The sequence below is a fragment of the Planctomyces sp. SH-PL14 genome, from assembly GCF_001610835.1.
Classification (GTDB): Bacteria; Planctomycetota; Planctomycetia; order Planctomycetales; family Planctomycetaceae; genus Planctomyces_A.
Map to the genome: position 1 here is coordinate 3816367 of NZ_CP011270.1, position 26396 is coordinate 3842762.

Below are 26396 nucleotides of genomic sequence, written 5' to 3' on the forward strand. Positions count from 1 at the left end.
GGTTGCCCTTGTCTCCGCGCGAAGGACCTCGGAGGCCGCCCGAAAGCCCGCCTCAACGCGTATAGGCGATCAGGCCAGCCTGAGTTCCCTCGCTTACCTCGTGCGCATCAAAAATGGGCCGCATCGGTTCGAACCGCTGGGCACTCCTAATCCGCTATCGATCTGGCGATTCTGGCCAGCGCGGGCCGTCTGAAGAAAGTACTCGGGATCCGGCGACCGGAGGCGATGCGCAAGCCGACAGTGCTGGAAGAGAGAGGAGCGGACACCCTCAGTCGTCAGCAATTTTGGGAACTCGCAACTCTCTGTAGGAGGACGGGATGACGGTGGCGTGGGCCAATCCGTCGCTGTCACTCAGGATCGAGCAAGTGGTAAAACATTCTTGCCGCCTGGCCAATGACGTGCTGTCGCTCCGTAGAGGTTCGCGCAACGGAGACCTTTACCGCTACGTCCTTTTCGTCGTCTTTCTCCGGGCCCTCAGATTGGATACCGAATGGAACTTTCGGAATGACCTGGACAGGCTGTCGTCGAAGCAGTTTCTGAAGGGAGATCGCGGGATGTGTGCCCACGAACAGATGTTCGCTCGCGATCACGAGCACACAGTCAGAGGCCACAATGCCGAAGAACATGCCTACAACGAGGCAAAGTTCGGCCATCGGAAGGGAGTGCCCTAACCCTCTCAACGTCATTCCAAGCCCGCCTGAGCAAATTGGTTGTTCAAGTTCTGAAGATAGGGCGGTCGCCCCTCTGCCGTAAGACTCGAAACAGCGCCTTCATTCGGTATTTATCCGCCCCACCTCTCCCTTCCTCGGAGGCCGACTAGCATTGCGTGCGATATGGAATCGCGGGTCCTTGCCGGAGGGAAACGTGTTTCCGCCTTCGCCGGCGGGGTGAGGGACACGTAGGTGGTTACACGTCTTTTGCGACTCATACGCCATTCACTTTCTTGGGGGCACTGTCAGGCCCGGTGTCGGCGACCCGAACAAAGAACGTTACGGCAGCGACAACCGCGATCCCGGACAGGAACAAGAAGCCGTAGTCGTATCCTCCGGCATCGACGATCAGGCCGGTCAGATAGTTGCTCGCCGCCGCTCCAAGGCCGATGGCAGTCGCCACCATCCCCTGCGCGAAGTTGAACCGGCCGGTCCCTCGTGTCAGGTCCGCCATCATGAGCACCGAGACGACGCCGAAAATGCCGGCCCCGACCCCGTCCAAGATTTGATTCGCGATGAGCAGCGGTGTGGCGTCGGTCAGCGTGTAGATCAGGCCCCGGATGGGAAGGATTGCGAATCCCAGAAGGAATACCCGTCGGCGGGAGAGAGTCGCCTTCACACTCGCCAGCAGTGCGACAGGAACCATCGTCACCTGAGCGACGATGATGCACACCGCCATCAGAGTCGCCGCGCTCTCCGGCGACTTGTGACCAACCTTCTGGCCTACCAGGGGGAGCATGGCCGCGTTGGCGAAATGAAAGAGCACCACTGCGACAGTGAACCAGAGGATTCGGGAGTCGGTCAAAAGTCGTCGAAGCGGGACGATTGCGCAGTGGCCGTCGGGACTGTCGGCCCCGCGGGCGAGTTGATGGTCGAGGTCCCTCTCTCGAATCTGAAGCACGCTGATCGCACTGGCGATCGCCATGACCGCGACGCCGTAGAAGATCCCCATCGATCCGCAGCACCAGTTGGCCGCGGCGGCCATGACAGCCGACGCCACATTCCCCGCGTGAAAGCAGGCTTCGTTTCGTCCGAGTCGTGACGCGAGCTGCTCGCGACCGACCAGCCCCAGGCTGATCGCCGCCAGTGCGGGAGGGATCACCGCCACGGTCACACCGGTGAGTATCTGAAGGCTGTAGACCGCAGTCCGGGAGCCTGCGGAGTAGAGCGAGACGGACGCCAGGGCGACAACGAGCGCCGCCGCGGCGACGGCCAGCCGCTTTCGCCGCGTGCTGTCGATCCAGAGGCCGACCAATGTCTGGGTCGCGACTGTTCCGACGAGGAGCATCGCCAGCGCGAGCCCCGCCTCGGATGAAGACCATCCCCGGCGGCTCGTCAGATCGATGACGAGAAACGGGCCCAGTCCATCCGCAACGTCCGCGAGAAAGAACGCCGTCACGTCGAGAGCCCGATCGCTCCAGCGTCTCCCACCAATCGCCGTCACTGGAACGGACGGGGGACAGTCCGACAAGATCTCCGACATGATCCAACTCCCGGTCAACGGTGAGAGAAGGGAGAGGACGGCCTACGACCTGAAGACGAAGAACACGGCGCCGCACAGGCAAAGTCCTGCCCACGCGAAGTTCCAGTTGACCGGCCGATTCATGTAGTACACCGAGAATGGGACGAACACGGACAACGTGACCACCTCCTGCAGGATCTTGAGCTGCCCGAGGCTCAGTCGGTGGGCATCGCCGTAGCGGTTCGCGGGAACCTGCACGAGATACTCGAAGAAGGCGATCAGCCAGCTCACAAGAACCGCGACATACCACGGGCGATCGGCCAGATCCTTCAGGTGGCCATACCAGGCAAAGGTCATGAATACGTTGGAAATCGCCAACAATGTGACGACGGTTGGAATCACCAGTGGAGACATGGCGTGGTTCGCAAGACAGGCCGCGGGATCGGAATACCCCAAGGTTGGCCGCGAACCTTAAACGGTGATGAGAGCGACCGTCGTGACGAACACCCGTCGAGCGATCAAGTCATTGCGGAGGTTGGAAGGAGGACCGTCACCGTGGTCCCGTTTCCCGGCGTCGACTGGAGGGCGACTGTTCCTCCATGGGCCTCGACAATCTCCCTCACGATGCTGAGGCCCAGACCGGTCCCCGTCTCCCCATGCTGCGTTCGGGCCGAATCGCCGCGAGTGAAGCGGTCGAACACGGTCGCCTGACTCGCGAGAGGGATACCCGGGCCGCGATCCTCAACCGTCAGGGTAACCTTGACGGAGCTGTCCTCACATGGCCGCGGCTCGACGGAGACCAGGACCTCTCCTCCCAGATGGTTGTAGCGGATGGCGTTGGTCAGCAGATTCGTCACCACCTGTCCGAGCTGTCCCGCATCTCCGAGCGACCGACTGGGGGCAAGTTTTGTGCTGACTCGGACCTTTCGCTCCTGTGCCAGTGGCCTCAGGAGGTCCACGACGTCACGCGTGATCTGAGCCAGGTCGAGCGGGTCGCGTCGTGCCAGTAGCTGGCCACCGTCGGCTCGACTCAACAGCAGCAGGTCGTCGACTAACCTCTTCATGCGTCTCGCCGCATCCCGGCACGTTCCGAGGGCGCCCTGGTAGTCTTCGGATGCCCGTTCCCGAGATAGTGCGTGTTCCGCCTGCGCGAGGATCACCGCGACCGGAGTCCGGAGTTCATGAGAGGCGTCGGCCGTGAAGCGGGACTGCCGATCAAAGGCCTGCTCCAGCCTCAGAAGCATGGCGTTAAAGACCGTCGCAAGCTGACCGACTTCGATGATTGTCGACTCAGCGGGAAGACGTTCCTTGAGGTTTCGATCGGAAACCCGCTTTGCCGATACGGCCATGCGACGCAATGGAGTCGAGATCCGGTCGGCGAGCCAGACGGCAGCGATTGCTCCGATCACCAGTGCGACCATCGCGCCGGTTGCCAGCCGCACGGCCAGCCGCCCTAGATCGTCAGACTCCTTTGCCAAGGGGCGCCCGATCCGGAGTTGTCCGCCATCAGGCGTTGCGACAACGATGTCGAGCCGAGGGCCGCTGACCTGCGTCTCGAAGGGATGGGGCCCTTCCCGCTTTGGTCGCCGATCGAGTGGACCGATTCCAGCGGGAACGTTTCCCTTCTCAACGACCTTCACTCCTGCCGAGTTCCACAGAGCGAAGAATGCCTGATCCCGCGGAGCCGGTCCGAATCGATGGAAGTACGTTTCCGGAATTCGGAGAGATGTCGGTGCGGTCCCTTCATTCAGCTCGCGAACCAGGATCTCGGCCGCTGCCAGAAGGTCGGCTTCTGCCTGATGATGCACTGCCCTGGACATCATCCAGTAGATCGCCCCGGCGAACGTGGCGACAACGGCGGCCAGAAGGCCCACATGCGATGCGGTCAGCACACTGCGGAGCGTCCATGCGCGGTGCGACGGCCAATCCGCAGCCGGGTTCGGGGACGCTGCGGAGGATGGGGGCGTTTCGGCTTCCGGTTTATTCGGGGATGACATAACCCTGGCCCCGTCGCGTCTCAATGGTGTCTGGTCCGAGCTTCTTGCGGAGATAAGAGACGTAGACATCGAGAAGATTCGACGCCGCCTCGTCATTCTCGTCAAAGAGGTGGTCATACAGCTCGGAGCGGCTGACCACTTTTCCACGGTGAAGCGCGAGATACTGGAACAGTCCGTACTCCCTCGCCGTCAGCGGAATTTCCTCACCACTTCGGCTGACCGTCTGCGAACGCATGTCGAGAAGCAGGTCGCCAATCGTGACTGTCGATTTCGTTCGGCCCGCGGCGCGTCGGATCAGGGCTCGCAATCGAGCCAGCAGTTCCACACGCTCGAATGGCTTGGACAGAAAGTCGTCCCCGCCGAGATCGAGACCGAGGACCCGATCCGAGAGGGAGTCACGTGCCGAAAGAATCAACACAGGCGTGTGGTGCGTTTCCCGAAGTTGTTCGAGGAGCTTCCAGCCATCGATTTTGGGAAGCATGATGTCCAGAACGATGGCGTCATAAGGCCAGGACTGGGCCTTCGCGAGTCCATCGGCACCATCTGGCGCGACGTCAACCGCGTAGCCGTCGTCCTCCAGCATGCCGATCAGCAGCCGCCGGAGTTCCGGTTGATCCTCGATGACCAGAAGACGCATCGAACTCTGCTCTAGGGGTTCGTAAGTCGAGAGAACAGAGGCGCGACCGAATGGCCGCGCCTCCTGGCAGCGTATCCTAGGAAGCACCTTTCTCCAGCAGCTTTCGCAGGTCGCGAAGCTCCCGAAGAATCTCGTCTTGAGTTCGCTGCAGGTCGTCGAAATCACGGGGCCGTGAGCTTTCCTGCAGCGGCTCCCTCCGTGGCCCACCTGGGCCTCCCGGCTTCGGCGGATGCCGTTCGATGGCCGTTCCCGTGGCAACGACTTCGATTCGATCCGCATGCAGATGCACGTCCCCCTTCGGCGTGATGTGCTTCCGTCCGTCGATTCGCACGAGCTCGCCCGGCTTGACGATCGCCTCCAGCTCTGCACCGAGATGCGGAGGAAACTTCACTTCCGTGCCGTCCTTCAGCCGGAACCCGTCGACATCACCGTGTGGATTGGTCACCAGTTCAGCGACGGCTCCCTGCGCCTGCATTGGCACTTCCTGGCCAGGCTTTCCCTTCGGGCCCGGCTTTCCCTTGGGACCCCGAGGCGGGTGGTCGACCTCAATCACTCTCCCTTCCCGCTCGATCCTGCGAGCCTCAAGAACCGTCTCGCCCCGCGGCCGCGTGACGCGCTCGGCCTGAATGGCGACCTCGTCACCCACTTTCGCGAGCCTGGTGACCTCCCTGCCGATGTGTGGAGGAAAGCGGACATCGACCCCTCCCTCCAGTGTCACGCCGTCGATGTCGTCATGGTCATTTTTCAGAAACTGTCGAACGGTCCCTCGAATCACTTTGTGCTCCTCAGATTGATCTTCTTGAACGGGGGGCTCGGCTTGTGTTACTCGGGATGCGAGCCCAAAGGGCAAAACAACGCTGCCCAAAGCTACCGCTGATGCCGCGCCCCAGAATTTGAGTCGACTCAGGTGCATGGTGACTTCTCTCTCTCAGACCGGAACGGTTGGGATCGACTGATCCGTGAGTCCCCGCCCAGTGACGGAGAAGAATCTAAGAGCCGTGGATTAAACGGAGGTGAGAAGCTGCGGCGGGCAACATCGGGATGCCGAAGGTGGATCGCTGCTTCGGTCGACTGGGGCGTGTCCGTCTGCCTCTGAGCTAGCCACCGGAGGCAATGGGCAGGGGGCGAGTTTTTAGTCAACGGGTGACCATCCGATCGCCACAGATTGCGCGAGAGCCTCCTCCGCGTCAGGTGCGAATCGTCCTTCCCTGCAAAATGCTTGGCCGCAGAGATGAAGAAACTGTAACTCCCGCGAGGTTCGCTTCGTGCAGTCCGAAATGGAGCGTCTCTTCATTGGGCAGATTCTAGGGGAAGTTTGGATGGTGGATGGCACAGCTGAAGCTTCGTCGAAAGTGCATGCACCGTTGCGTGCTGGCGCGACGTCACCGTTGCAGCTCATCCGGATCGTAAAGCGTTTCCGGCAAGGCGACTCGGCGATCGAAGCGGTTCGTCAGGCGTCTTTGACGGTCAACCGAGGCGAGTTCGTGGCCATCATGGGGGCGAGCGGTTCCGGAAAAAGCACCATGCTGCACGTTGCCGCTGGGTTGACGGCTCCTGACGAAGGCCAAGTGCTCGTCGATTCGACCGATCTTTCAAAGCTTTCAGATTCTCAGTTAACAGGCTTCCGCCGGAGACGCATTGGACTGGTCTTTCAGGCGTTCAACTTGATCCCGTCGCTGACGGCAGAAGACAACGTGATGCTGCCCGCCGTGTCTGAAGGACGGGACCGCGATGTAAATGCAGAAGTCGCGGGGATCTTAGAGCGTCTCGGACTCTCGCAGCGTCGCAAGCATCGGCCCGATGCTTTGAGCGGTGGGGAACAACAGCGTGTGGCGATCGCCAGGGCATTGATCATGAACCCGGCTCTCGTCATGGCGGACGAGCCCACAGGCAGTCTTGATTCCGTCACCGGCCAGTCGATCTGCAGGCTGCTGACGGAACTGCGCGAGGAGCAAGAGCGAACAATCGTCGTCGTAACTCATGAGCCGTCCGTCGCGCGATGGGCTCAACGGGTGGTGGTCATGAAGGATGGCCGGATACTCGGCGAGTTCGCCACTCGCGATTTCCAGACGCCACAAGACTTGGCGGCGCACTATCAAGATGTCGTGAACGCCGACTCTTCCGGCAAATAGTTTCGGCCTGCAAAGGCGACTGCTCCTCGCGGACATCTCCCTTCCTCGCGATTGCTTCGTGCCCCATGACCGTCGCTGAATGTCGTACCGTTCTTCGTCTCACGACGTCTCACCTGTGGCAGCGTCCCGGCCGAATGGTTCTGACTCTGCTCGCTACGATCGCGGCAGCCTGCATCGTTGTGTGGGTTGTCAGCAGCTATGACTCACTGGTCGCCAAGTTTGACGAGTTCAGCGACAACTATCTCGGGCGATACGAGCTACTCGTTCTGACTGCCGACACAGACAGTCCGATTTCACAGGGCGGTTTCGGATCGCCTTCCCGCCCAGTTTCAAAGGATCTGATCGAGTCGCTCCGGAATGACGTCGCAGTGGCGGTCGCGGATCCGGTGTCCCAGGCGCGGGTTCGAGTCACAAAAGTTGGAGCGGTGGCTGACGAACCTGAGAAAGGAGCCGTCAGCGGTGCCAGACGGTTCGGGGGGCGAGGCGGTGGTGGCGGAGGCGGGGGCGGTCGAACGGGTGAACCAACCAGTGGTGAGGACGGAAACGCGGGCACTCCAGGCCCAACGGGTCGTCCGCAGGGTGAGGGGATTCCCGGCTCACTGTCGGGATCCAGCACAAACCCCATTTGGGCCTTGATCCCCGGCATGACTGAGAAGGGAGGAGTTCGATTCACCGGTGGTGGAGCGCCTGGAGGAGCTTTCAACCGCGGTCCCACCCTTGTTGGCACCGACGCTGTCGAAGCCCCTTATACCCTGCTTGAAGGGCGCTGGCTTGATCCTAAGCAGGCCGACGCCTTGGACGCTGTCATCTCCAAGGACGCGGCTTCGCAATTGAAGGTCACGGTTGGCGACGAAGTGAACGTGAGCCCTGGAGGCGGATTCGGTTTCGGGGGCTCGGCCGGAGAGACGGCGAACCTCACCATCGTTGGAATCGTCGAGCAACGGAAGACGCTACCAACGACGCCTGCTATCGTCGGGTTACCTGCAATGCGTGCTGCTCCCGTCATTCGCGGACCGGCGAGCGCCGCTCTCTACGTGCCAGTGAACCTTGCCAGCAAGATTGCGGGAGTCGAGCCGACGTTTGAGTACGTTGGACTGGCATTGAAGAAGGGCTACGGGATCGACGAGTTTCAGCGCAACTGGGCTGGCCGGCTGTCGCAGGCCAAGCCCGCCGCGTATATGCAGTCTCTCGCCGAACTCGACGCTGAGCTGAGCGAGAGCACGACGTCAGACACCGTTCGTTCACAGGCGTATGCCGCGACCGGTATCTCGCTCCTCGCGGCCTTGTTTATCGTCTTCTCCACGTTGAGCATGGGAGTCGATGAGCGGATACGGCAGTTCGCGATCCTCCGCGCAGTGACGCTAACGAAGTGGCAGGTCGCTGCGATGATTGGACTGGAAAGCCTGCTTCTCGGCCTGGTCGGCTGGTGCGGTGGATTGCTCGCTGGATGGGGTCTACTACAGCTCATCGTCAGTTGGAAGCCGGACCTGTTTCCGATCGGAGCATTCCTGGGTTTCTGGTGCGTCTTCCTGTCGGGATTGTGTGCTGTGGGAGGGGCTCTGGCCGCGGCGATCATGCCCGCATGGCGGGCAACTCGGGTTCATCCGCTGGAAGCGATGGCGCCTCAGCCGAAGCTGCCAATGTCTCGTGCTTCCTCATTTGCGTCCGCCGTCGGTCTCGTGCTCGTTGCAGTGAATCCTCTGCTCGTGTTTTGGATTCCGATGGCGGATACCTCTCGATACATGATGTCGGCCGCTGTCGGCTGCACGGCAATGGCGATCGGCTTCATCCTGCTCGCCCCGGCGGTTGTTCTCATCACGGAACGTTTCCTTGGGCCGGTGCTGGCCCGGTTGCTGGGTGTGGCGCCCCAGTTGTTGGCGACTCAACTCTCTACGAACCTCTGGCGAACGCTCGGCACGACGATTGGCCTCACCCTGGGGTTGGGACTGTTTGTCGCGATGCAGACCTGGGGATCCTCGATGCTCGGGCCTTACACGCCAGGTGACTGGGTGCCGGACATGCTGGTGGCACTCTCGCCTTCAGGCCTACCGGACTCCGCGGTCAAAGCCGTTCTGGATGTTCCCGGTGTCGACAGCAACGGTTCACTGCCGTGCGTTGCGGAACAGACGCGATTCGCCACCGATGTCACCGGCGCGAAAGTTCGGGCGACGGCATCTCGACAAGACAATTGTGTGATGGTCGGTGTGGATGCGGACCGCGGAATCGGAGGCGACGACCCCGTGTTTCCGTTCCACTTCGTAAAAGGCAGTGCGAAGGAGGCCGCGGCCAAGCTGAAGGAAGGGCGGTATTGCCTGGTTCCTGACCACTTTGAACGCGAGAGCGGACTCACCATCGGAGGAAAGTTTGGGGTGGTTCCCCCGGAAGCGAAAGACGAGGTCATCGAGTACGAGATTGCTGGCATCGTCTCGATGGACGGCTGGCACTGGATGAGCAAGATCGGTTTGCGAAACCGAGGTGGTGGTCGCTCCGCGGGCCTAATGTTCGCCGACTTTGCGCAAGTGCAGCGGGATTTCGGCATCAAGCGGACCTCCTTGTTCTGGCTCAATACGGATGGAACTGCCACCGAAGAGGAGATCAAGAAGTCGATTCAGTCGATTGCGGAGGCGAATTATGATCCTTCGGCAGTACGACGGGGAGGGTTTGGCGGAGCGGGTGGTTTCGGCGGGATGATGGGAGGTCGCGGAAACGGTGGATCCGCAACGAGTGTGAACATCAGGACTCGGGAAGGGGTTCGAGAGGCGATCCGTGAGAGGGCGGCCGGGATCATTTGGCTGCTGAGCCGTCTTCCTCTTGTAACGCTCTTGGTGACTTCGCTGGGCGTTGTGAACGCCATCGTGTCCTCAGTCCGGGCGAGGAGGTGGGATCTGGGGATCCTGCGGGCCGTGGGTCTGACACGGTCTGGACTCTTCCGGCTCGTTCTCTGCGAAGCGATCCTCGTGGGCTTGGCGGCGTGTCTATTGAGCTTTGGCTTTGGCGTCATGGCGGGCTATTGCGGAACGGGTATCACGCGATACGTCAACATCCGCGGCGGCCTCGTGACACCGCTCATTATCCCGTGGAGCTCAATCGCGGCTGGCTTCGGTTTGACGCTCGCTCTTTGCTTGGCGGCGGCGTTATGGCCAGCAATCCAGGCCGGCCGAACCGAGCCGCTGAAGCTCCTTCAAGCTGGCCGCTCTGCAATGTGATGCGTCACGTGATCTCCCTATCCTGCCGAAATGTGATTCTGCTGTGACTGAGTTTTCGCCTCCAACAAGCGTATGCGTCGTCCAGCGATGGCGTGTCCATGTCTGCATGATCGCAGCGCTTTCGATATCTCTGATCTCGGGCTGCCAAAGACCTACTCCGTCCGGTCCGAAGGTCTTCCCGGTGTCGGGGGAGGTCAGCGTGAATGGTGAGCGGGCAATCGGTGCGCATGTCACGTTTCATCGCGTCGGGGAGACAAATCCGAAGGCGATCACTCCATACGCAGTCGTTGAAGGAGATGGATGGTTCCGGCCGAGCACAATCGATGCCTTCGATGGGGCACCGGCCGGACAGTATGTCGTGACGGTCACTTGGCCAACGATCACGGTGGAAGCTGGTGAAGAAATCGAAGGCCCAGACCGCCTTCAAGGACGATACGCCACCCTCAGGAGTCCTGCAGCTACCGTGACCGTCGTCGAGGGGGAGAACGAGTTTCCGCCATTCGAACTGAAATGATGCGTGTTTCCCATCCTGTTGTCCCCTCACTCTGACCGCCCGAAAGTCGACTCGATGCCATCCTTGACTGATGCCAAGACCAGTTTACCTCGTTCTCGCCAACGCGGCTTTACGTTGATTGAGCTACTCGTCGTGATTGCCGTCATCGGCACTCTCGTGGCGATTCTTCTGCCCGCTGTGCAGCAGGCGCGGGAGGCGGCCCGGCGGTCGCAGTGCTTGAGCAACATGAAGCAGATTGGACTTGCCTTCCACAACTATGAAAGTGCACACGGAGGCTTTCCGGCCTGTCGTTGGACTTTCGGGAGTGCCACGTCCGGCTCAGGGTGGTCCGTGCAGATCCTTCCCTATGTGGATCAAGGAGCGTTGTTCAACAAGTACGACTTTTCAAAGAACTACTACGACACCGAAAACGGTGACGTGGTGAAGTCGCAAGTCCCCGTCTTTCGATGTGCGTCCGCCCCAGACCCGGGGCTCGTTGCGTGTACGAAGGGAGCGACAACGACTCTAACGGGCACATTCGGCGCGGTAGGTGACTACGCTGTCACCCACCTGCTGAACGCCCAGTACCAAGTCAACGGAGCCCAGGCAAAACCTGCGCTTCCCACTGAGAACGCCATCGGCAAGATCTCGGACATCAAGGATGGAACTTCCAACACCGTACTGATTCACGAGCAGGCTGGACGTCCCGACTACTACATTCGCGGGCAGAAGCAGGCAACAACGACTGGCATGACCAATCCTGTCTGGTGGGCTCATTGGGCGTCGTATCGCCACTTCACGTATCAGTCGTACGCGGCCAATGGAACCGCAACTGGATTCGCTTGCACGATCAACTGCAGCAACAGCCAAGGAACCTACGGATTCCACACGGGCGGAGCCCATGTGACACTTTGCGATGGCAGTGCCAAGTTTCTCGGTGAGTCGCTCGATGCGAAGGTCATGTTTGCACTCCTGTCCCGTGAAGGAAACGAGCCAGTCGGCGAGTTCTAAACCGGCATCTTCTCTCCAGCGAAGCGTCGGTGTTCGAGCCCTGAAGAGGCGTCTCGGCCTTTGCTCGCCCCTTACTCTCGGGCCACCTACGATCAGTGTGATTCATTCACACATCCAAGGGGCCGAGCCATGTCGCAGATCGCCGGAAGCATCCTCATCGTCGGGGCGGCTCTCGTTCACATGATGGAGAGGGCTATTCTCTTCCAGCACGACGCCGCAGCAGGACTGGGGAGCAGCATCCGAATGGCCGGCTACTCGATTGCGAAGGTCAACGGATCTGTCGGCAGGCAAGGAATCGGGTCACCGCCGGAGATACGCTACATCGTCTGGGGGCTGGCAGGAGTGGGGGCGGTCCTCCTCCTGGCCGGATTTGTCCTCGACCTCCGCCGTCTGAGAGGGCGGGACAGTTCGAGTTCGTGACCCGCGCAAAAATAGACCCGGGAACAACGAGGAGGACTGCCTCTGCATGATCGCGGAATGCGTCCAGGACCTGGCGGCCGTGGGAATGGTGACGGAGTGAGCTCTTGGCCGTATGCTGTCCCCGCCCGGGGGATGTCACTGAGGAGGAGGGAGCACTGTGCCGGCAGCGCTTTTGTGTCTCTCCCCGGGCTTCGCAGTCTTCTTCCGCCCGGGGATGGTCGAGCGGGAGCGAAGGCCGAACCGCCTCACTCCCGCTCCTGTCTCCGGGCTTTGTTACTCGCTCGCGATGTCGGTTGCCTTTCCACCAACGGTCGAGCAGGGATTGCTAGCGACTGTCGCCTGACTGAGTTTCGCCTGCTGCTGTTCCTCGATTAGTTTCAGCTCGACTTGGATCAGGCGTAACCGCCTCAGAGTCGCCTTGTCGGCAATCGTGCGAAGGTTGGCCGCCGCCTCAGCAACGAGACGTGCGGCTCCATTGAGGTTCTGCAGGGCCCGCGACGGATCACTCGTAATCGAAACGATATCGGCGTGCGTGGCTCTCTGCTATGACGCGTCTGCCCGGAGATGGCGAACGGAACTGTGGCTGGCCCTACACGCTCTGTTCCTAAACCTGGGCGTTGTTCGTTCCAGGCCGCCGGAGCATCTTAAGATCGACTGAATCTTTTGATTTCGTGAACAACCGGTTCGTAACGGAGTACGAACGCCGCCTGAAAATTGACATTCCCCGACTGGGCGGGCAACATTACGGTCCCTTCAGCTGCACCGTTCTCGAGGTGTCGGGTCGTCCGCACGTCAATTCATATTCTCTCTTGTGGAGTTCTTCCGATGCTCAGGAAGCGGAACACGGGTTTCACCCTCATCGAACTACTGGTGGTTATCGCCATCATCGCAGTGCTTGTGGCAATTCTCCTGCCGGCGGTGCAGCAGGCCCGCGAGGCGGCTCGTATGTCGCAGTGCAAGAGCAACCTCAAACAAATGGGGATTGCGATGCACTCGTACATCGAGACCTACAGCTGCTTTCCTCCAGGTCTCACCGGCTCGGCGCAGCAACCAGGCGATAACAGCGACAACGCGGGCCGCCTCTCCGCCAACTTCGGCCTGCTGCCGTTTTTTGACCAGCAATCGATCTACAACGCCATCACCGCCGCCAGCAATCAAGGGGCTCGTCCATGGGATAGCCGCGACTGGTGGAATGCGAACATTCCCACACTCCAATGTCCGTCTGATGTGCAGCACAAGCGGGATCGCGGCAAGACCAGCTATGCATTCAGCAAGGGTGATCGAAGCATCGAACTCGAGCACCGAGAAATCGAACGCGTCCGCGGCCTCTTCGGCGGATGGACGCCGTTCAGCATTCGGGATGTGACGGATGGTACCAGCAACACGCTCGCCATGTCCGAGGTGAGAAAGTCGGTGGCCTACGGCGGCGATAACCTTGAGGTATACGGCCAAGTTCTCAAGAGCGTCACGGGTGTTCAGACCAATCCGTCTCTGTGCCTCGGGCAGCTGTCATCAAATCCGGGGCGATTTACGACGGGCGACGCCGACCGCATGCGCGGGGATCGCTGGGGGGATGGTAGACCGGCATTTACAGGCTTTCAGGCCATCCTGCCTCCGAACTCGCCTTCCTGTGTAAACAGCACCAATGCGGAAGATCCCGACAATGCGGTCTACTCTGCTTCAAGTGCTCACACTGGTGGAGTTAACTGTCTGATGGCCGACGGCGCTGTGCACTTCATCAGCGACAACATCGACTGCGGTAATCTCGCATCGCCGCCCCCCGGCCGCGACACGACCCCGAGTCAGTACGGCATCTGGGGCGCGATGGGCACGCGAGCGTGTCAGGAATCGAAGAACCCGTTCTAGTGACTCATTGCTACGCCGAAGGATTCGCAAGGGCCCGGCACTTAACGTAGGTGCCGGGCCTATTTTTTCCCTCGTTGAAACATCACTGAGACCGAGCATGCGCTACGCTCAAGTCATCTGTTCGTCCGCCTTGTCTGCCCTCATTCTTGTCGGTTGCGGCCGAGGAGGAGGAGAACTCTCAGGCACACGAGAGCCGACGTTTCCCGCAAGCGGCGTTGTTACCTACAAAGGAGAACCTGTTCCGGACGCCACGGTCGGGGCGCGTAGCACCGGCACGAAGAACATTGTCGCATCGAGCGGGCGAACTGATTCCTCCGGACGTTTCTCTCTGTCGACGTACCAGCCGGGCGACGGAGCAATCGCCGGGCAGCACCAGTTCACTGTGACGAAGGCGGTGACAGAAGGTGACGATCCCTCGTATTTCGATCCGAGTTCTCCCAACTACGGAAAGCCGGCCCCCAAGACAACCACCAAATACCTTGTCCCTCAGAAGTACTCGAGTTTTGATACATCGGGCCTGTCAGGTGAGGTGAAGGACTCGGGCTCAGCTGAGATCAAACTGGAGCTGAAAGATTGACCGGTCTGAGCAATGGCGGCCACTCGCACGTCTCACCCGGGTTGGGCGTCCGACCTGCCCGGGTGTTCTTTTTGGGCCGCTTGTCACTCGTCCGGAAAGCAAGCCGGAGCCTCAACTGGCTGTTCGGCGCTTTGCTGGATACGGGGTTTCCAGTTTGGTCGCCAAACTAACGCAGTTGAAGCTCCGGCTGTGAACGCAGATGTTGCAATATGTGACGGCCTACCGAACAGGCTGGCTCTTTTTGTCCGTCATACCGCTTCCACGAGCGTCGCGCTCATTCTGGCGTTCCATCACGTTATGAACGCCCTTCTCGCGCGTCGCCGGGGTGGAAACCCAGGATCGCATGGAGGACGAGTCCGAGACCCCATCCGCCAGCCACCCACATGACCCACATATTGTCAGGGTTGCGGGTGTAGTTCATGTACGCGAAGGCGCCCACGACGATCGCGTAGACGGCAAAATGTATTGCAAACCCCTCGATTGATCTTCTGTTCGGCGACTTCACGCGCAGCCATGTTTTTCTCCTGTAACGGCTGAGACACCAAGCTCCTGGGCAAAGGCCATGCCCGTGGTCATTGCACGTCGGCCCAAGAGAAATCCCGAGGGCGCGAGGGCACAACCTCTGCATGAAGCACGCCACTTGGTGCCAGCTGGTCCGGCAGCCCCTGGCTCTCACGCTCGTGACAGGGGCCACTCTGTCCGAGTGCTTTGGATGAACGGCCCGGGGATGGTTGAGCAGAGCTGTGGCTGGCCCTACACCCTCTGTTCCCGTCCCCGGGTTTCTCTTCCGACGGCGCAGACTTTGATGGCAAATTCGGATGAATCGGTCCGCGCGTCCATCAGCAAATTCCCGCAATTCTTTCTGCCGATACTCTTCGCCGCCGGGGGACGGTTGAGCAGCCAGTGATGTGCTGGCCCGCCGTCAAGTCTGTTCCCTCCCCGGCACTTTGTACACGGAGGCGAGGGCCCGAGGGAGAGGAGCGGCGGACTGGAAGGAACGTGCCTGCCGCTCCCCTCTTGGGCCGGCCTCACTGAGTCGTTTCTTGCTTGCACCAGTCGGCTACGGATTTCAAAATTGCCGTGCCCGGTACGCGGTCGATTTAAGGCAGGTCGGCAACCCCCTTGTTCGTTCGCGGCACCGGGTATCTTTCTTGACAGCCGGGGCGCGTGGAGCAAAATGGCGTGTTGCGGGCGGACCTACGGAGGTCAGGACCATGGAAAACCCAACCTATTTTGTGAAAGTGAACCTTCGCCGATTCGTGGAGAACGCCAGGCGTGAGGGAGAACCGCTGACTCCCGAAGCGGCCAAATCGTACCTGAGGGCATGGGGGCTCGAACCTTGCCTCGGAAACGTTTGGCGCTGCAACCAAACGACAGTCGACTATCTCAGGCCGGATGAGATCGAATCGAAGATCCGAGTGTGACGGACGAGGCTGAGTACGCCCCCGGGCGGCGTATGCTTAGCCCGGGGCCTGCTCGTCTTCTGCCCTGGGAGACTCCGATCAGGCGCAGACGATTCGGGGGTTCCGCGAGTTGCGGGGCGGAACCGCACTCCAGTAGGCACGGAAGGAAAGGCCAGAACTGTGGACCGCTTAACGGATGGAACTCGGACGATCGAATTCACTGAGGGTGTGAAAGTTGATCAGATGGGGCGGATCATCACGCTGACGGCCAAGAAGCCGATTGGTGCCCAGGTGTGGTGGCACTGCGATATCGAAATTGGCGCACTCCGCGGGCGTGGCAGAGTCATCGACATCGACATTGATCGCGGCAACGGCCTCGAATCGATCCGGCTCGTGCTCGATGCCGAAGAGCCGAAGTCGACGACGAGCGGCGACGCCACTGCTAGAAACTGACAATCTGGTCCCCGCCCTTCGCATCGACCGGCGGAACGTTCCTGCCGAGGCCACTCGGCTAGAGTGAAAGTATGGCAAAGCACGTCGAGTTCACGGGAAAACGCGAGTACCTCTTCGAACGCAACGCCGTGCGATTCGCCGCGATCGTGGACGGCGTTCCAACTTGGTGCATCATTTCAGAGGAGGCAGTCACCGCGGGTGGCCTCCCGTGTTCCAACGCTCTGGATCTTCTGAGAGTCTTTGACCAGCGGTTCAGAGAGGTCGAGGCCGCGTCCCGGCGGAGGATTGACAAGGCTGATCCCAACGCCGAGATCGTGATCACTCGGGCCGACCTCGAGAACAGCTGAATCCGCCAGCGGCATGCGCCGATGGCTCTACGGTGACCTTCAGGAAGCTCTGACCAAGTATGCAATGCATGTCGACCCAAGCCTCCTCTGTGGACTCTCATTTGTCCTCGTCTTCATCGGGGTCTTGCTCGTAGCCGGCAAGGCTACTGGTGCCGTCAAACTTGACTGGAACACCACTTTGATCGCCGCTGCCCTGTTGCTGAACCTGGCGATCATTTTAGCTGCATACGCCGCCCAGACAGTCCCTCTGAGATGATTGCGGAGAAGTGGGATCCAGACTTCTGCGGTCCCGGCAGTGGGCCGCCTCACCAGCCTAGCCCCTCAGCATCGAAACTGACCACCACCGGGCTCCAGCTGTATGGCGTAGCCTTCAACAGCTCCGTGCCTCGCGGAGTGATCGTCACTGTGTCCCCTTCTCGAGAGGCGAGGTTGGCAGCCACCAGGAACTCAACATCGCCTGCAACCGAGGGGGCGACAAGGGTCACAGCGATCGGCTTTACGCCGATCTCTCGAAGCGTGATGTATTCGGAGACCAGCATCCGAAACAGTCGAGATGGTGCTCTCGGTCCGAGCGAGTCCTGCTCCATATCCAGCCTCACCCCGAAAGTGCCCCAACGACAATCGAACTGCCAGAGAATCGTCGTGCATCCGGCGTTGGAGGACGCCCGTACCTCAAGCCCAAAGGGTCGCCGCTGTGACCGGAAGATAACGGCAGAAATAGATCAGGTCCAAACCGCCGAAGCTGAGCGGCAACTGCGGCCCTTCCCCCGCGACATGGCCTTTGAGACGAGTCAGGCCGGGGGTGCGCCACCGCGATCGGAGCCCGGCTTCTCTCTTGGATCCTCTGGCTCGACGACGCCGCACCAGACCCGCGGACCTCCGGGGACGTATCGGGGCCCATCCGCCCTCACCCGGTATCCCAGCTTCGTGACCCGTGTGCCGTTCCGCACCTCTTCGAGCAGTCCGCTTTGAATCAGCCCCTGCATGGCCATGTCGAGTCGGACGGGGTGGTAGCGCGTGGCATCGAAGCCGGCAATCAGGTCAACCAACAGCCGCCACTCATCCTCTGAGATCTTGAGGCTTTGAACCGGCCCTGCCGAACTCCCCGTCGCTCCCACCACACACCTCCGACCGACAACCGGTTCTCAGAAAGAGTTTATACGGCCACGCCGGGGGAGAGCTGGTCCGCCGCCTTTCTCAGATGCACCACAGCAGTCCAGGAATGGTCTACCCCTGACGTGGCCGCTATGGCTCCAAACCCCGATGGCTCGCAAATGGTGGTCCCAGCGCATCGAGAACTGAACGCGGGATCGACACCGTGCCGGAAGCTCCTGAGTCGATGAGCTTCTGCGATACAGCTCGCCCCAACGGTGTCAGTCGCAGCTCGTCGCCGACGGCTTCGGCCAGGCCAGCCTCACAGAAGAATTCGCAGGCGATTTCGTGCCCCAGCGTCGGGCCGGTCCGGCTCAGAACCCCGTCCTTTGCCGCGAACTTCAAGAGCGCGACCTCGTCCCCCAACAACACCAGCCCCTTCATTCACAACTCCGTTGTCCTGGTCCCTGCCACCCTTGGCAGTCCTCCAGGCTTCACTATCCTCGGGTCATTTTCGCGAGGAGTCGCAGCCCGGCCAGCCCCCGATTTTCCGAGGAGCCGCCGTTGAAGGGCGGTGAATTCTGGCCGCCTCGACCGCGATCGCCGACCCCGGAACGGCTGCCCTTTCGTGCGGTCTTTTTACTCCGCCGAGAGACTCTGCGCCGGGACGCGATCGGACGCGAACGCATGAGCGGGAAACAGTTTCCTCTGCTCCCTTACCCACTCGATGGCAAACGCCCGCAGGCTTTGCGCGTCCAACTCGGCAGTCCGCAGGCGCTCCCGCAGAAGCATCGAATGATGGCGCAATCTCTCGCACTCAGCGGCGAGCTCTCGATTGCCGGCGGGCGGACTTTCGAACGGACACTCCAGATCTGTCCCTCACCCCTCGCATCGTTTAGAAGCCCGCATTCGATGTCGCGAGGAACGCCGCATGTTTCGCCCACGGAGCCCCAACGCAACAAGTTGCCCTAGCGGATGCCAATATCGCTGGGACTCCATGCGCTGGTAAAGCTGAGAGCCGTAGCCACGCTGACCAAGATCGCCGGTGCCAGCAGGGTGAAGTAGTCGAGAGAAAGGGTTAAGGGGACGGCTACGCCAGCCCCGAGCATGAACGCCAGAATCTTCCCTCCTCGAAGAGCGGCCCCACGCAGGGCCGCCCGACGCTCTTCCCCGTCGGCCAGGATGGCTGTTCCCAGGTGCATTCCGGTGTCAGTTGCCGGACCGCTCAAGTGAGTCGTACGCACGGCGAGCCCCGTCGTCGACGCGACCGCCGAGTTCTGGAGACCCATCGTGAAGGCCAGCAGGGATAGAAACGCGACCGGAGGGGGCTCCGTGGCGGCCGTCCGAACCAGCTGGCCGAAAGCACCGCCGCGTCCGGCAATAGCGGTGCTCACCAGAAGCACAACCACCAGTACGAGCGGCGTCGCCCAGCGCGGCTGCTTTCCCTGACGCGCTCGGGACTGAATGACAATCACGGCAACAGCCGCCCCCAGGACGAAGCTGACAACCACGACGGCATACTCGATTGCCACTCCGACGACCGGCCACTCGAGCCCCATCCGCGTCACCGTTCCCGTGACGTGTGTGACGAACTGTTCACACATCAGGAAGGCAAAGCCGTTGACCATCCCCGCGGCACAAGCCAGAAGCAGCCAGCTTGGCGCGTGGCGAGGCGAATAGATCGTCTCGGGAGTGTGAAGCGTGATCTTCATGGAACGAGGGCGCCGGAAGAACGAGTCCCGACGACGGGAGCACAGTGAGGCGGGCCAGCTCTACACTCCGCTCAACCATCGTCGGGAACTCACTCATCACATGATGAGGAACGAGAACCTACGAGGTGGCGAGCCGTTTCTGCCCGTCGGCCCGTACAGGGATCCGCCGCGGCTGGTGTTCCGGCTTCTTGGCGATCTTGATCTGGACCACACCATCCGACAGGACCGCCTCGACCGACTCGGCATCGACCTCGTCGGTCAGCCGCAGCGATCGTCGGAGCGTGCCGTACGCGCGTTCGTCATACCAGCTGTTGCGCGCGTTCGTGGGCGCCTTTCGGGTGACCTCGATCAGCAGGTGTTCCTTCTCGAACGTGATGCTCAGATCGTCAAGCGCGACTCCCGGGACATCCATTTCAACGAAGTAGTTTCCTTCATCTTCCCACGAGGACAAGGCGCCGAAACCGTTTGCGATCGCCCGCGGGCGACTGGCGATCTCGCGGCGAACGGCCTCGAAGGGATCGGAAAACAAAGCGTTCCAGCGTTCATTGAGCGTGGGCATCATCTTTCATCTCCTTTCGTGGTTTTAGCCGCGCCCGTTCAGTCAGGGCGAATTGCCGGAGAGGGAAAATCGCCTCCGACATGGAGCGACACCGCAAGCAAGCCGCGCGCCGACGGCGGTTCGTAGCTTCAAGAGGAAACTCGTCAAGAACTTGTGGCAAAGAAGGACCACGAAGCCCTAAACATCGCCTGTCATCTCGGCAGACAAATGGCAGCGTGGCTGTCTTGGAGGACTAGTCTGGATCGCCCGGGCTTCGCGATCATCTCCTGGCCGAAGTCGTGAAAGTTTCTTTTGGCTTGACCATCGCAGGCCATCTCCACCGAGGGGCCTGACTGCGATCCTCTCGCGGCCGGACCGCATCCCTGCGAGGAATCGAAGCAACCGGCGCCCGGGCCAGGGATGGAACAGCGAGTTTATAGGGACAGCCCGCTCTATTCGGAGGGTCACGAGAATGCGCCACAGGGTCGACGGGGCTTTTCGCGGGACCACAACAGGGCTCGCGTGACGCGCGGCGGGAGAGGCCTCGTCGACGTTCAAATCACCGAGGTCGAAGCCTCCGGGCTCGGCGAGCCGAGAGTTCACTCGGACGATTGCTGTGGGTTGACTCGAAGCGACGCCTCAAGCCAGCTCCCACTGCTGTTTGCCGACGTTATCGGCAACCGCTCGAAATCGGTCGGGTACTCGGCTATGTCGGCAGAGACAATCCCAACACAACGCTCTGCAGCCTCTGTCTCGGAGTCCTAAGACGGGGGAGTGAAACCGGACAAGTTTGGCGATGCTGGAAACACACCTCGCGCGCCAGTAGCGATTCAGGTTGGATGCAGTTGGCCGAACTGCCGGTAGAAACCTACGCGTTCGCAAATTGTTCGTAGCGTGCCTTCAACTCCTCTTCGGTCTTCCACTCGCAACACTCCTCTGGCGCCGCGTCGTGATGATCGAGCAGAGCGTACAAAAGGCGTTTGACGCGATCGCACAGCTCTTGGCTCTCCTTCATCCTCAGCCAAGCACTGACAGGCTTCTCTTCGCTGAACTCCTCACCGAAAAATGCGCCCTCGAAATGAGGGATAAGTGCGAGCAGTCGTACCCGCACCGCTTCGACGGCCTCTTGAACTGATGCAAGAATGTTCCTGTTGTTCGTCCAAGCCGGATTCGCGATGTCTTCGTATTCCTGAGACTTCCTCTTTCTTCGTCTCGCGGTGGGTGAATCGCTGTCATGCAGGACGGCATACCGTGCATTGAACTGATTGAGAATCTTCGCGATGAGGCAGATCGTCGCTTTGCCGCGGGCACGGATGATGTGCACGTCCCTAAGCTTCTCATCGTCGATACATGTGTGGATCAGGTACTTGAAGGCCGTATATTCGGTGTCCCCCTCCACGACGATCGTTCGACCGCCGAAGAAAAACTCGCAGAGATGGGGGTCGCAAAGGTTGAGCATCTTCAGCTCTTCCTTTTCGTCGACGCTGAGATTTGCCTTCTCTGGACGGAAAACCGTCGTCCCGGTGATGACCCCGGCCACCGAGTCCCGTTCAACTCGTACGACAGTCGTGTTGTCCCGTGACAGATCGATGAAGGCTGGTGAATGCGTTGTGACCATCACCTGCCACTTCCCAGCCTGAGGCAGGTTGTACAGGACGTTGCACGCTTCTCGGACAGCATTCGGATGAAGGCACAGCTCAGGTTCGTCCATCAGCAAGAGATTCGGACGGGTATCTTCGGTTGCCTTCTTTTCAGCCGCGTACTTCAAGGCGGCCCACATCAGAGTTCGTCGGGCTCCACTGCCTTGCTTGTCCGCGGAACTGAGGTGGCCGTCCTGTGGCCCCATTCGTAACACGGCCCCCGGCTTGAAGAATTGAAGACAGTCCGTGAGATCCTCTTCAGTTTTGGCTTCGAACTGAATCTGATAGCCGCGAAAGACGTTCTGAATCAAACTGGTGAGGTGCTCTTGAGCGTGGTCAATTTCTTCCTGAGCCTGTTCGAGAACGGACTTCTGGACAGCAGCGATGCTGTCGATGAGCTTACCGTAGTCTGTCCTTGTTTCTGTCCCGTCCTCGGCCATGTGACTCTGCGGCATCTTCTCAACTGCGGCATGCAATGCCGCGATCAGGAGCTTGATTACTGCTCCCGTTTGGGCTTCTGGACTCGCGAATGCGTCAATGCGATGGGGACGCGGTCTGCGTGAATTCGCGACGTTGGCTGCTCCCCAAGGCACTTGGTCCGACCACTCGTTAGTCTGCGTGTCGAATCCCTGACGCTTCGCCACTCCAGGATTGCTCCACGTCCATCTTTCTCGAACGATCTGCTCTCCGTCGAGAGTGGCGATCCATTTGCTCGCGGGCGGATTGTCGATGATTCGTGTGTGGAGCTCGATCTCGGGCAGAGAGCCCTCGACTACCTTGTTTCCCGGAAAGTCTTCGATCGTCAGCTTCGGAGTCGACGAATCGAAAAGGACCTCATAGGCGCGAAGGATCGTGCTCTTGCCCGTGTTGTTGCGACCGACCAAGACGACAACGTCATCCAGATCGATCTCGACTGGTGTGCTTCCAATGCAGCCGAGATTGCGGATGATCAGTTTTCGGAGCTTCGTCCCGATATCCGATGCTATCACTCCGTCAGCTTCGGATGCTGCTTTCGCTGCCGCCTTCTTGGCCATTGCTTGCCTCAATGGGATGTGATCGGCTGACGCAGCGTGGCCCGCCAGTGATGCCCTAAGCCTGATTCTGTCTGGCCAATCTGGATGTGCAAGCGAGTCACACCGAGGGAGACGCATTGCGCGAAAGCGCCTTTTGAAGGCGAAGCATCATCACGGACATCCGCGAAAGTGATTCCTCGATGGCACCACCCAGTGCGGGCGAAGCGGGATCCGCGACGTCGTTGATCCGATCATCAACGGTCTGCAGCCATGCGGTGGATTTCCGATCGACCCGAACCCACCATTCCGAATCGGAACTCGCTCTCTTCGCCTTCCTGCCGGCGCCGCGGGGATTGGTTCGTTGGTATTTGCCCCCGATGTGTTCCGACACCGCGCTGACCGTCATCCCGTCCGCGATTGCGGCCTTGGCGATTTTCATCCGCTCGCTCCGGTCCCCTACGCTGAGCAGTTTTCGGACGATTCCCCAGCCGAGCGGCGTTCCCCGTTTTGGCGTGGTGATCATCCTGAAATCGCGCTCAGTGAAGAGCTGTCGAAATCGCTTCGCCTTCTGGACCTCATCCAGGCTGACGCCATTCTCAGCTGCGAAAGCCGGGATCGCTCCGTGAGGCGTCCTTCCCTCGGGGTACGCCGCTAGAAACTTTCGGCCGAGTTCGTACCAGCGGCGCAGAATCTCCGCGGATCCGTCGTGTTGCGAGGAGTCGGGCATGAGAGTCGGTGTTGAAGAGTAGGGAATCCAGTCGCTCGAACAGCAACTACCGCAACGATTAGACGTCTTTGCCGATCCACGGTGGAATCGACAAGGGATTGTCGACGAGCTCATCAACCAAGAGTTGGTCAGCGTCGTCGAAAAACGGTGGCCGCGGAGAGGCACACCCCACACCACCACCCCTTACCCTCACCCATCTCTCCTTCGCCTCCTCGATCCACTGGTGGATTTCGTGACGCGTCGGCGCTTCGAGATGGAACTTGGTGCAGAGATTTACGATGCGCGAGGCTTCATAGTGTGCTGCCGCAGGTCCAAAAGCAGGTCCGTAAGCCATGATCCACCCTCTCGTGGCGAGACGGGCAGTGTGATGTGGCGTGGGAGATCGCAGGCCGTCTTCGAGCTTGCCTCTCAGGTACTCCCAGGACTGGTCCGGAATACTGATCCTGAGCTGGCTGCCATCCCAGCGGACTGCGTAGCCCAGCACGGATGCCGTCCGCTTGGTGAGATCGGTGATCCGGTCTGGCACACGCTTCAGCTGAAGACCAGCCGCCGCAAGGTGGCGCTCTGAGATGTCGAGCGATCGTTCTGCTTCGGATGGGCTGCCCGCTGGGCCGATCAGATTGTCGGCGTAACGGACTTGGCCCAGGTTGGGTTCCTGGCGAACCAGGATGTCCAGATCGTAGTGCAGTTCAACGTTCAAGCCGGTTGGCGCAAAGGCGTCTCCTTGTGGTAGCCCAATCTCTCTCGTTCCGCGCTCGAAACGGAACATCCGCTCGATGAGGGAGAGAAGTCGGGGGTCAGATACGTGATTTGAAAGATGTCGAAAAAGCCGGTCCAGCCGTACCGACGGAAACGCGTGGCGAACATCGTCTTGATAAAGAATCGTCCGTCCGGTGCGTTGAATTTCGCGCTCGATATGAAGGAGCAACTGCCAGACGCCGCGCCCGCTTCGAAAGCCATAGATCGAATCCAGGAACATCGTGTCGAAGATCGGTGTGAGGGCACGATGAACAGCTGTCGACACGCAACGATCCATCACTGTTGCGATCGATATTTCACGTCGCTCCCCGCTCTGATCGGCGGACAGGCTCCGTTTCGGGATCAGGACGGTCCGAAAGGGCTTCGCGCGGTACGTTCCGTCCTTGATCTTCCTGGTTAGATCGCGAAAAGCCGCAGCCGCCTCCCTCGGGCCGTAGTCGTCGTAGGTCAGTCCATCGATTCCAGCGGCGCGTCCGCCGTTAGCCCGAAGATCTTGAAACACCGCGAGCAGGTTCTCGTGGTCGACGATGTCGTCGAAGGAAGTCGTGGCGACGGCAACTGCCTGAGAGGCAGAGGAACGGACTCGGCGTCTCGGGATCTCGTACTGGCTCATCGCGAGATCTCCCTGCGGGAGAGGTACTCCGCGACCTTCTGCTCGAGCGAGTTCCCTGCCAGCCAACCCCATCGCTGATAGGCCGCTTCACGCATCTTTGCGCCACGCCGCAACTCCGGATGGTGGATATCGAGGAAGTCGACCCATATTGCGGGTCGGTGCCTTATCCAATACCCGGGTATTGTAATTGAACGGACGTTGTCATCGACTCCACACGTTCCGGCGGCGTAGATCACAGTCTCCGCCTGATCAAGCGACGCTTCTCCCAAGTCTCCGAGCGGCACGACGCGAAGCGTTGAATCCATCATCGTTCGCCTCACCTTACGCCGAATGACGTGGTGATCGGCTTCAGAGATCCAGTGCGGAATTGATGCATCGGAGCGGACAATCTCAGCACGTGGGAGCTTCTTGGCGAGACGCACCGCGTGCCGGAGATCGGCCGCGACAATCACCGTTGATGTCGAGGCAGAGCTCACCGCAACCTGCACGATCGCACGGTTTCGCGACTGGTGATAGACGATCCCGTGGTCGCGCAGTTTCTGACCCGTGAGATCCCCTGAAAGCTTCCGTCCGCTGCGGACGTTGACGATTCTCGCGTTGATTTCCCGAGCGGAATCCCCTCCCGGGAGGATCGACACCGACTCCAGCCCGAATACACAGTCAATGCTGTCCGCCTCAACGGCAGACAGGCTTACTGTTCCAAGACGGAAGCCCAGCACCCGCACGAAGGCGAAGCTGTCCACTGCCTCGGCGGCCCACGAGTGGGCAATGTTGCTCGCATCCAGAAAGATGATCAGGCCATTTGGGATGCCACTCAGACGGTAGAGCCACTGCAGATCGGCGATGGTCCCGAAGTAGGTGTGTCCATCCCTCTCGACGACTCCATTGCGAATCGGGATCAGCCTTGCATGATGAGACTCTGCCAGCAGATTCCTGATACTGCGAATTGTGTACTCGAGATCTGATCGACTGCCGGAGACGACCGCGATCTGAATCGACGGGAACGCCGCAATGATGTGTGCGATCACCCTGTCCCGCAGTTTCTCGGTGGGAACGTCGACAACCCCTTGTTTGGCCTCCGCGATCAGCTCCAGTGGGGCCGTAGAGAGTCGGGGGCCCAGATATCCAGCCTCATACGGATTGCAAATCGACCATTGAGCGGTTTTGAACGAGAACTCACATCCAGTGACAGCCTCAAGCACCGGCTGCAAACCACGCCGGACATACAAATCGATTTCGCGCCCCTCGAGCGTGATGTGGGCTGGCTCGATTCCCTCGACGGCCGCCGACTGCGACGAGAGAGGCGAGAAAACAGACCTCAGTTGATCCGCCTGGTCGGCAGAAAACGTAGCGCTCAGGCGCCGATTTTCTCGGATGACGCTCCGCGGCGTGCAGCGAGGTAGAGGAGTCATTCACCTGTCCACAATTACCGTGTATTGGGAAATCTATCCTAGCCGAGGATTAGGAGCAACTAACAGTCGAGCTTCCACATATCGGGATCCCAAATCGCATGTCGAACGGTAGCATCTGCAGCGAGTCCTCGATGAGGACGTGACACCGGCTCTTCGGGACCTTGGCCGCATTCGGA

The 26396-nt window shown here is 60.3% G+C and carries 26 protein-coding genes; 11 read left to right on the top strand and 15 right to left on the bottom strand.

Annotation, left to right across the window (positions count from 1 at the left end; genetic code table 11):
* Positions 1-317: 317 nt before the first annotated feature.
* A complete protein-coding gene (locus tag VT03_RS33500; RefSeq protein ID WP_156514502.1) occupies positions 318-671 on the top strand; it encodes a hypothetical protein in 354 nt (117 codons plus the stop codon).
* Between the two features lie 253 nt (positions 672-924).
* On the opposite strand, the gene VT03_RS14710 is transcribed toward VT03_RS33500, so the two are convergent.
* The 5 genes from VT03_RS14710 to VT03_RS33505 form a co-directional block, all read right to left on the bottom strand.
* On the bottom strand, positions 925-2193 hold the full coding sequence (locus VT03_RS14710; RefSeq protein ID WP_082846221.1) for an MFS transporter: 1269 nt from the start codon (positions 2191-2193) through the stop codon (positions 925-927).
* Positions 2194-2235: 42 nt separating this feature from the next.
* Positions 2236-2586 (bottom strand): DMT family protein, encoded by a 351-nt coding sequence (locus VT03_RS14715; RefSeq protein ID WP_075093672.1) that lies wholly within the window; start codon positions 2584-2586, stop codon positions 2236-2238.
* 104 nt (positions 2587-2690) lie between these two features.
* On the bottom strand, positions 2691-4064 hold the full coding sequence (locus VT03_RS14720) for a sensor histidine kinase (RefSeq protein WP_075093673.1): 1374 nt from the start codon (positions 4062-4064) through the stop codon (positions 2691-2693).
* A gap of 88 nt (positions 4065-4152) precedes the next feature.
* On the bottom strand, positions 4153-4806 hold the full coding sequence (locus VT03_RS14725; RefSeq protein ID WP_075093674.1) for a response regulator transcription factor: 654 nt from the start codon (positions 4804-4806) through the stop codon (positions 4153-4155).
* Positions 4807-4882: 76 nt separating this feature from the next.
* Positions 4883-5719: an OB-fold nucleic acid binding domain-containing protein gene (locus tag VT03_RS33505; RefSeq protein WP_156514503.1), complete on the bottom strand. Its 837-nt coding sequence runs from the start codon at positions 5717-5719 to the stop codon at positions 4883-4885.
* Between the two features lie 406 nt (positions 5720-6125).
* On the opposite strand from VT03_RS33505, the gene VT03_RS14740 reads away from it, so the two are divergent.
* From VT03_RS14740 to VT03_RS33515, 7 genes are all read left to right on the top strand, one after another.
* Positions 6126-6938, top strand: coding sequence for an ABC transporter ATP-binding protein (locus tag VT03_RS14740; protein ID WP_197489368.1), 813 nt, complete (start codon positions 6126-6128; stop codon positions 6936-6938).
* Between the two features lie 644 nt (positions 6939-7582).
* Positions 7583-10144, top strand: coding sequence for an ABC transporter permease (locus VT03_RS14745; RefSeq protein WP_082846224.1), 2562 nt, complete (start codon positions 7583-7585; stop codon positions 10142-10144).
* 199 nt (positions 10145-10343) lie between these two features.
* A complete protein-coding gene (locus VT03_RS33510) occupies positions 10344-10658 on the top strand; it encodes a hypothetical protein (RefSeq protein WP_156514504.1) in 315 nt (104 codons plus the stop codon).
* A 63-nt stretch (positions 10659-10721) separates the two neighbouring features.
* Positions 10722-11648 (top strand): DUF1559 domain-containing protein, encoded by a 927-nt coding sequence (locus VT03_RS14750; protein WP_261340459.1) that lies wholly within the window; start codon positions 10722-10724, stop codon positions 11646-11648.
* Positions 11649-11777: 129 nt separating this feature from the next.
* Complete coding sequence (locus VT03_RS14755; protein WP_075093679.1) at positions 11778-12068, top strand: hypothetical protein; 291 nt, start codon at positions 11778-11780, stop codon at positions 12066-12068.
* Between the two features lie 825 nt (positions 12069-12893).
* Entirely contained in the window at positions 12894-13934 is a 1041-nt protein-coding gene (locus tag VT03_RS14760) for a DUF1559 domain-containing protein (RefSeq protein WP_075093680.1), read from the top strand.
* A gap of 97 nt (positions 13935-14031) precedes the next feature.
* The gene (locus VT03_RS33515; RefSeq protein WP_156514506.1) at positions 14032-14511 is read left to right on the top strand and encodes a hypothetical protein; all 480 of its coding nucleotides are present in this window, start codon (positions 14032-14034) and stop codon (positions 14509-14511) included.
* A 295-nt stretch (positions 14512-14806) separates the two neighbouring features.
* Here the strand turns inward: VT03_RS33515 and VT03_RS35240 are convergent, their stop codons facing one another.
* Positions 14807-15139 carry a 2TM domain-containing protein gene (locus VT03_RS35240; RefSeq protein ID WP_156514507.1) on the bottom strand — a complete coding sequence of 111 codons (333 nt, stop codon included), beginning with the start codon at positions 15137-15139 and terminating at the stop codon, positions 14807-14809.
* A 1003-nt stretch (positions 15140-16142) separates the two neighbouring features.
* Here VT03_RS35240 and VT03_RS14775 point away from each other — a divergent pair.
* From VT03_RS14775 to VT03_RS14785, 3 genes are all read left to right on the top strand, one after another.
* Positions 16143-16367 carry a hypothetical protein gene (locus tag VT03_RS14775; protein ID WP_156514508.1) on the top strand — a complete coding sequence of 75 codons (225 nt, stop codon included), beginning with the start codon at positions 16143-16145 and terminating at the stop codon, positions 16365-16367.
* A 71-nt stretch (positions 16368-16438) separates the two neighbouring features.
* On the top strand, positions 16439-16714 hold the full coding sequence (locus VT03_RS14780) for a DUF1488 family protein (RefSeq protein ID WP_075093684.1): 276 nt from the start codon (positions 16439-16441) through the stop codon (positions 16712-16714).
* Positions 16715-16727: 13 nt separating this feature from the next.
* Positions 16728-16970 carry a hypothetical protein gene (locus VT03_RS14785; RefSeq protein WP_075093685.1) on the top strand — a complete coding sequence of 81 codons (243 nt, stop codon included), beginning with the start codon at positions 16728-16730 and terminating at the stop codon, positions 16968-16970.
* A gap of 49 nt (positions 16971-17019) precedes the next feature.
* On the opposite strand, the gene VT03_RS14790 is transcribed toward VT03_RS14785, so the two are convergent.
* From VT03_RS14790 to VT03_RS14830, 9 genes are all read right to left on the bottom strand, one after another.
* Positions 17020-17253 carry a hypothetical protein gene (locus VT03_RS14790; protein WP_075093686.1) on the bottom strand — a complete coding sequence of 78 codons (234 nt, stop codon included), beginning with the start codon at positions 17251-17253 and terminating at the stop codon, positions 17020-17022.
* 252 nt (positions 17254-17505) lie between these two features.
* A complete protein-coding gene (locus VT03_RS14795) occupies positions 17506-17763 on the bottom strand; it encodes a hypothetical protein (protein WP_156514509.1) in 258 nt (85 codons plus the stop codon).
* Positions 17764-17959: 196 nt separating this feature from the next.
* Positions 17960-18250 carry a hypothetical protein gene (locus VT03_RS14800; RefSeq protein ID WP_075093688.1) on the bottom strand — a complete coding sequence of 97 codons (291 nt, stop codon included), beginning with the start codon at positions 18248-18250 and terminating at the stop codon, positions 17960-17962.
* 524 nt (positions 18251-18774) lie between these two features.
* Positions 18775-19518, bottom strand: a complete 744-nt coding sequence (locus VT03_RS14805) for a YoaK family protein (protein ID WP_075093689.1) — start codon at positions 19516-19518, stop codon at positions 18775-18777.
* Positions 19519-19636: 118 nt separating this feature from the next.
* The gene (locus tag VT03_RS14810) at positions 19637-20080 is read right to left on the bottom strand and encodes an Hsp20/alpha crystallin family protein (RefSeq protein ID WP_075093690.1); all 444 of its coding nucleotides are present in this window, start codon (positions 20078-20080) and stop codon (positions 19637-19639) included.
* 844 nt (positions 20081-20924) lie between these two features.
* The gene (locus tag VT03_RS14815; RefSeq protein WP_082846226.1) at positions 20925-22730 is read right to left on the bottom strand and encodes an ATP-dependent nuclease; all 1806 of its coding nucleotides are present in this window, start codon (positions 22728-22730) and stop codon (positions 20925-20927) included.
* A 97-nt stretch (positions 22731-22827) separates the two neighbouring features.
* Positions 22828-23436: a hypothetical protein gene (locus VT03_RS14820; RefSeq protein ID WP_075093691.1), complete on the bottom strand. Its 609-nt coding sequence runs from the start codon at positions 23434-23436 to the stop codon at positions 22828-22830.
* Positions 23437-23494: 58 nt separating this feature from the next.
* Complete coding sequence (locus VT03_RS14825) at positions 23495-24808, bottom strand: reverse transcriptase domain-containing protein (protein WP_075093692.1); 1314 nt, start codon at positions 24806-24808, stop codon at positions 23495-23497.
* A complete protein-coding gene (locus VT03_RS14830; protein WP_075093693.1) occupies positions 24805-26220 on the bottom strand; it encodes a hypothetical protein in 1416 nt (471 codons plus the stop codon). Before VT03_RS14830 ends, VT03_RS14825 begins: the two co-directional genes overlap by 4 nt.
* Between the last annotated feature and the right edge of the window lie 176 nt (positions 26221-26396).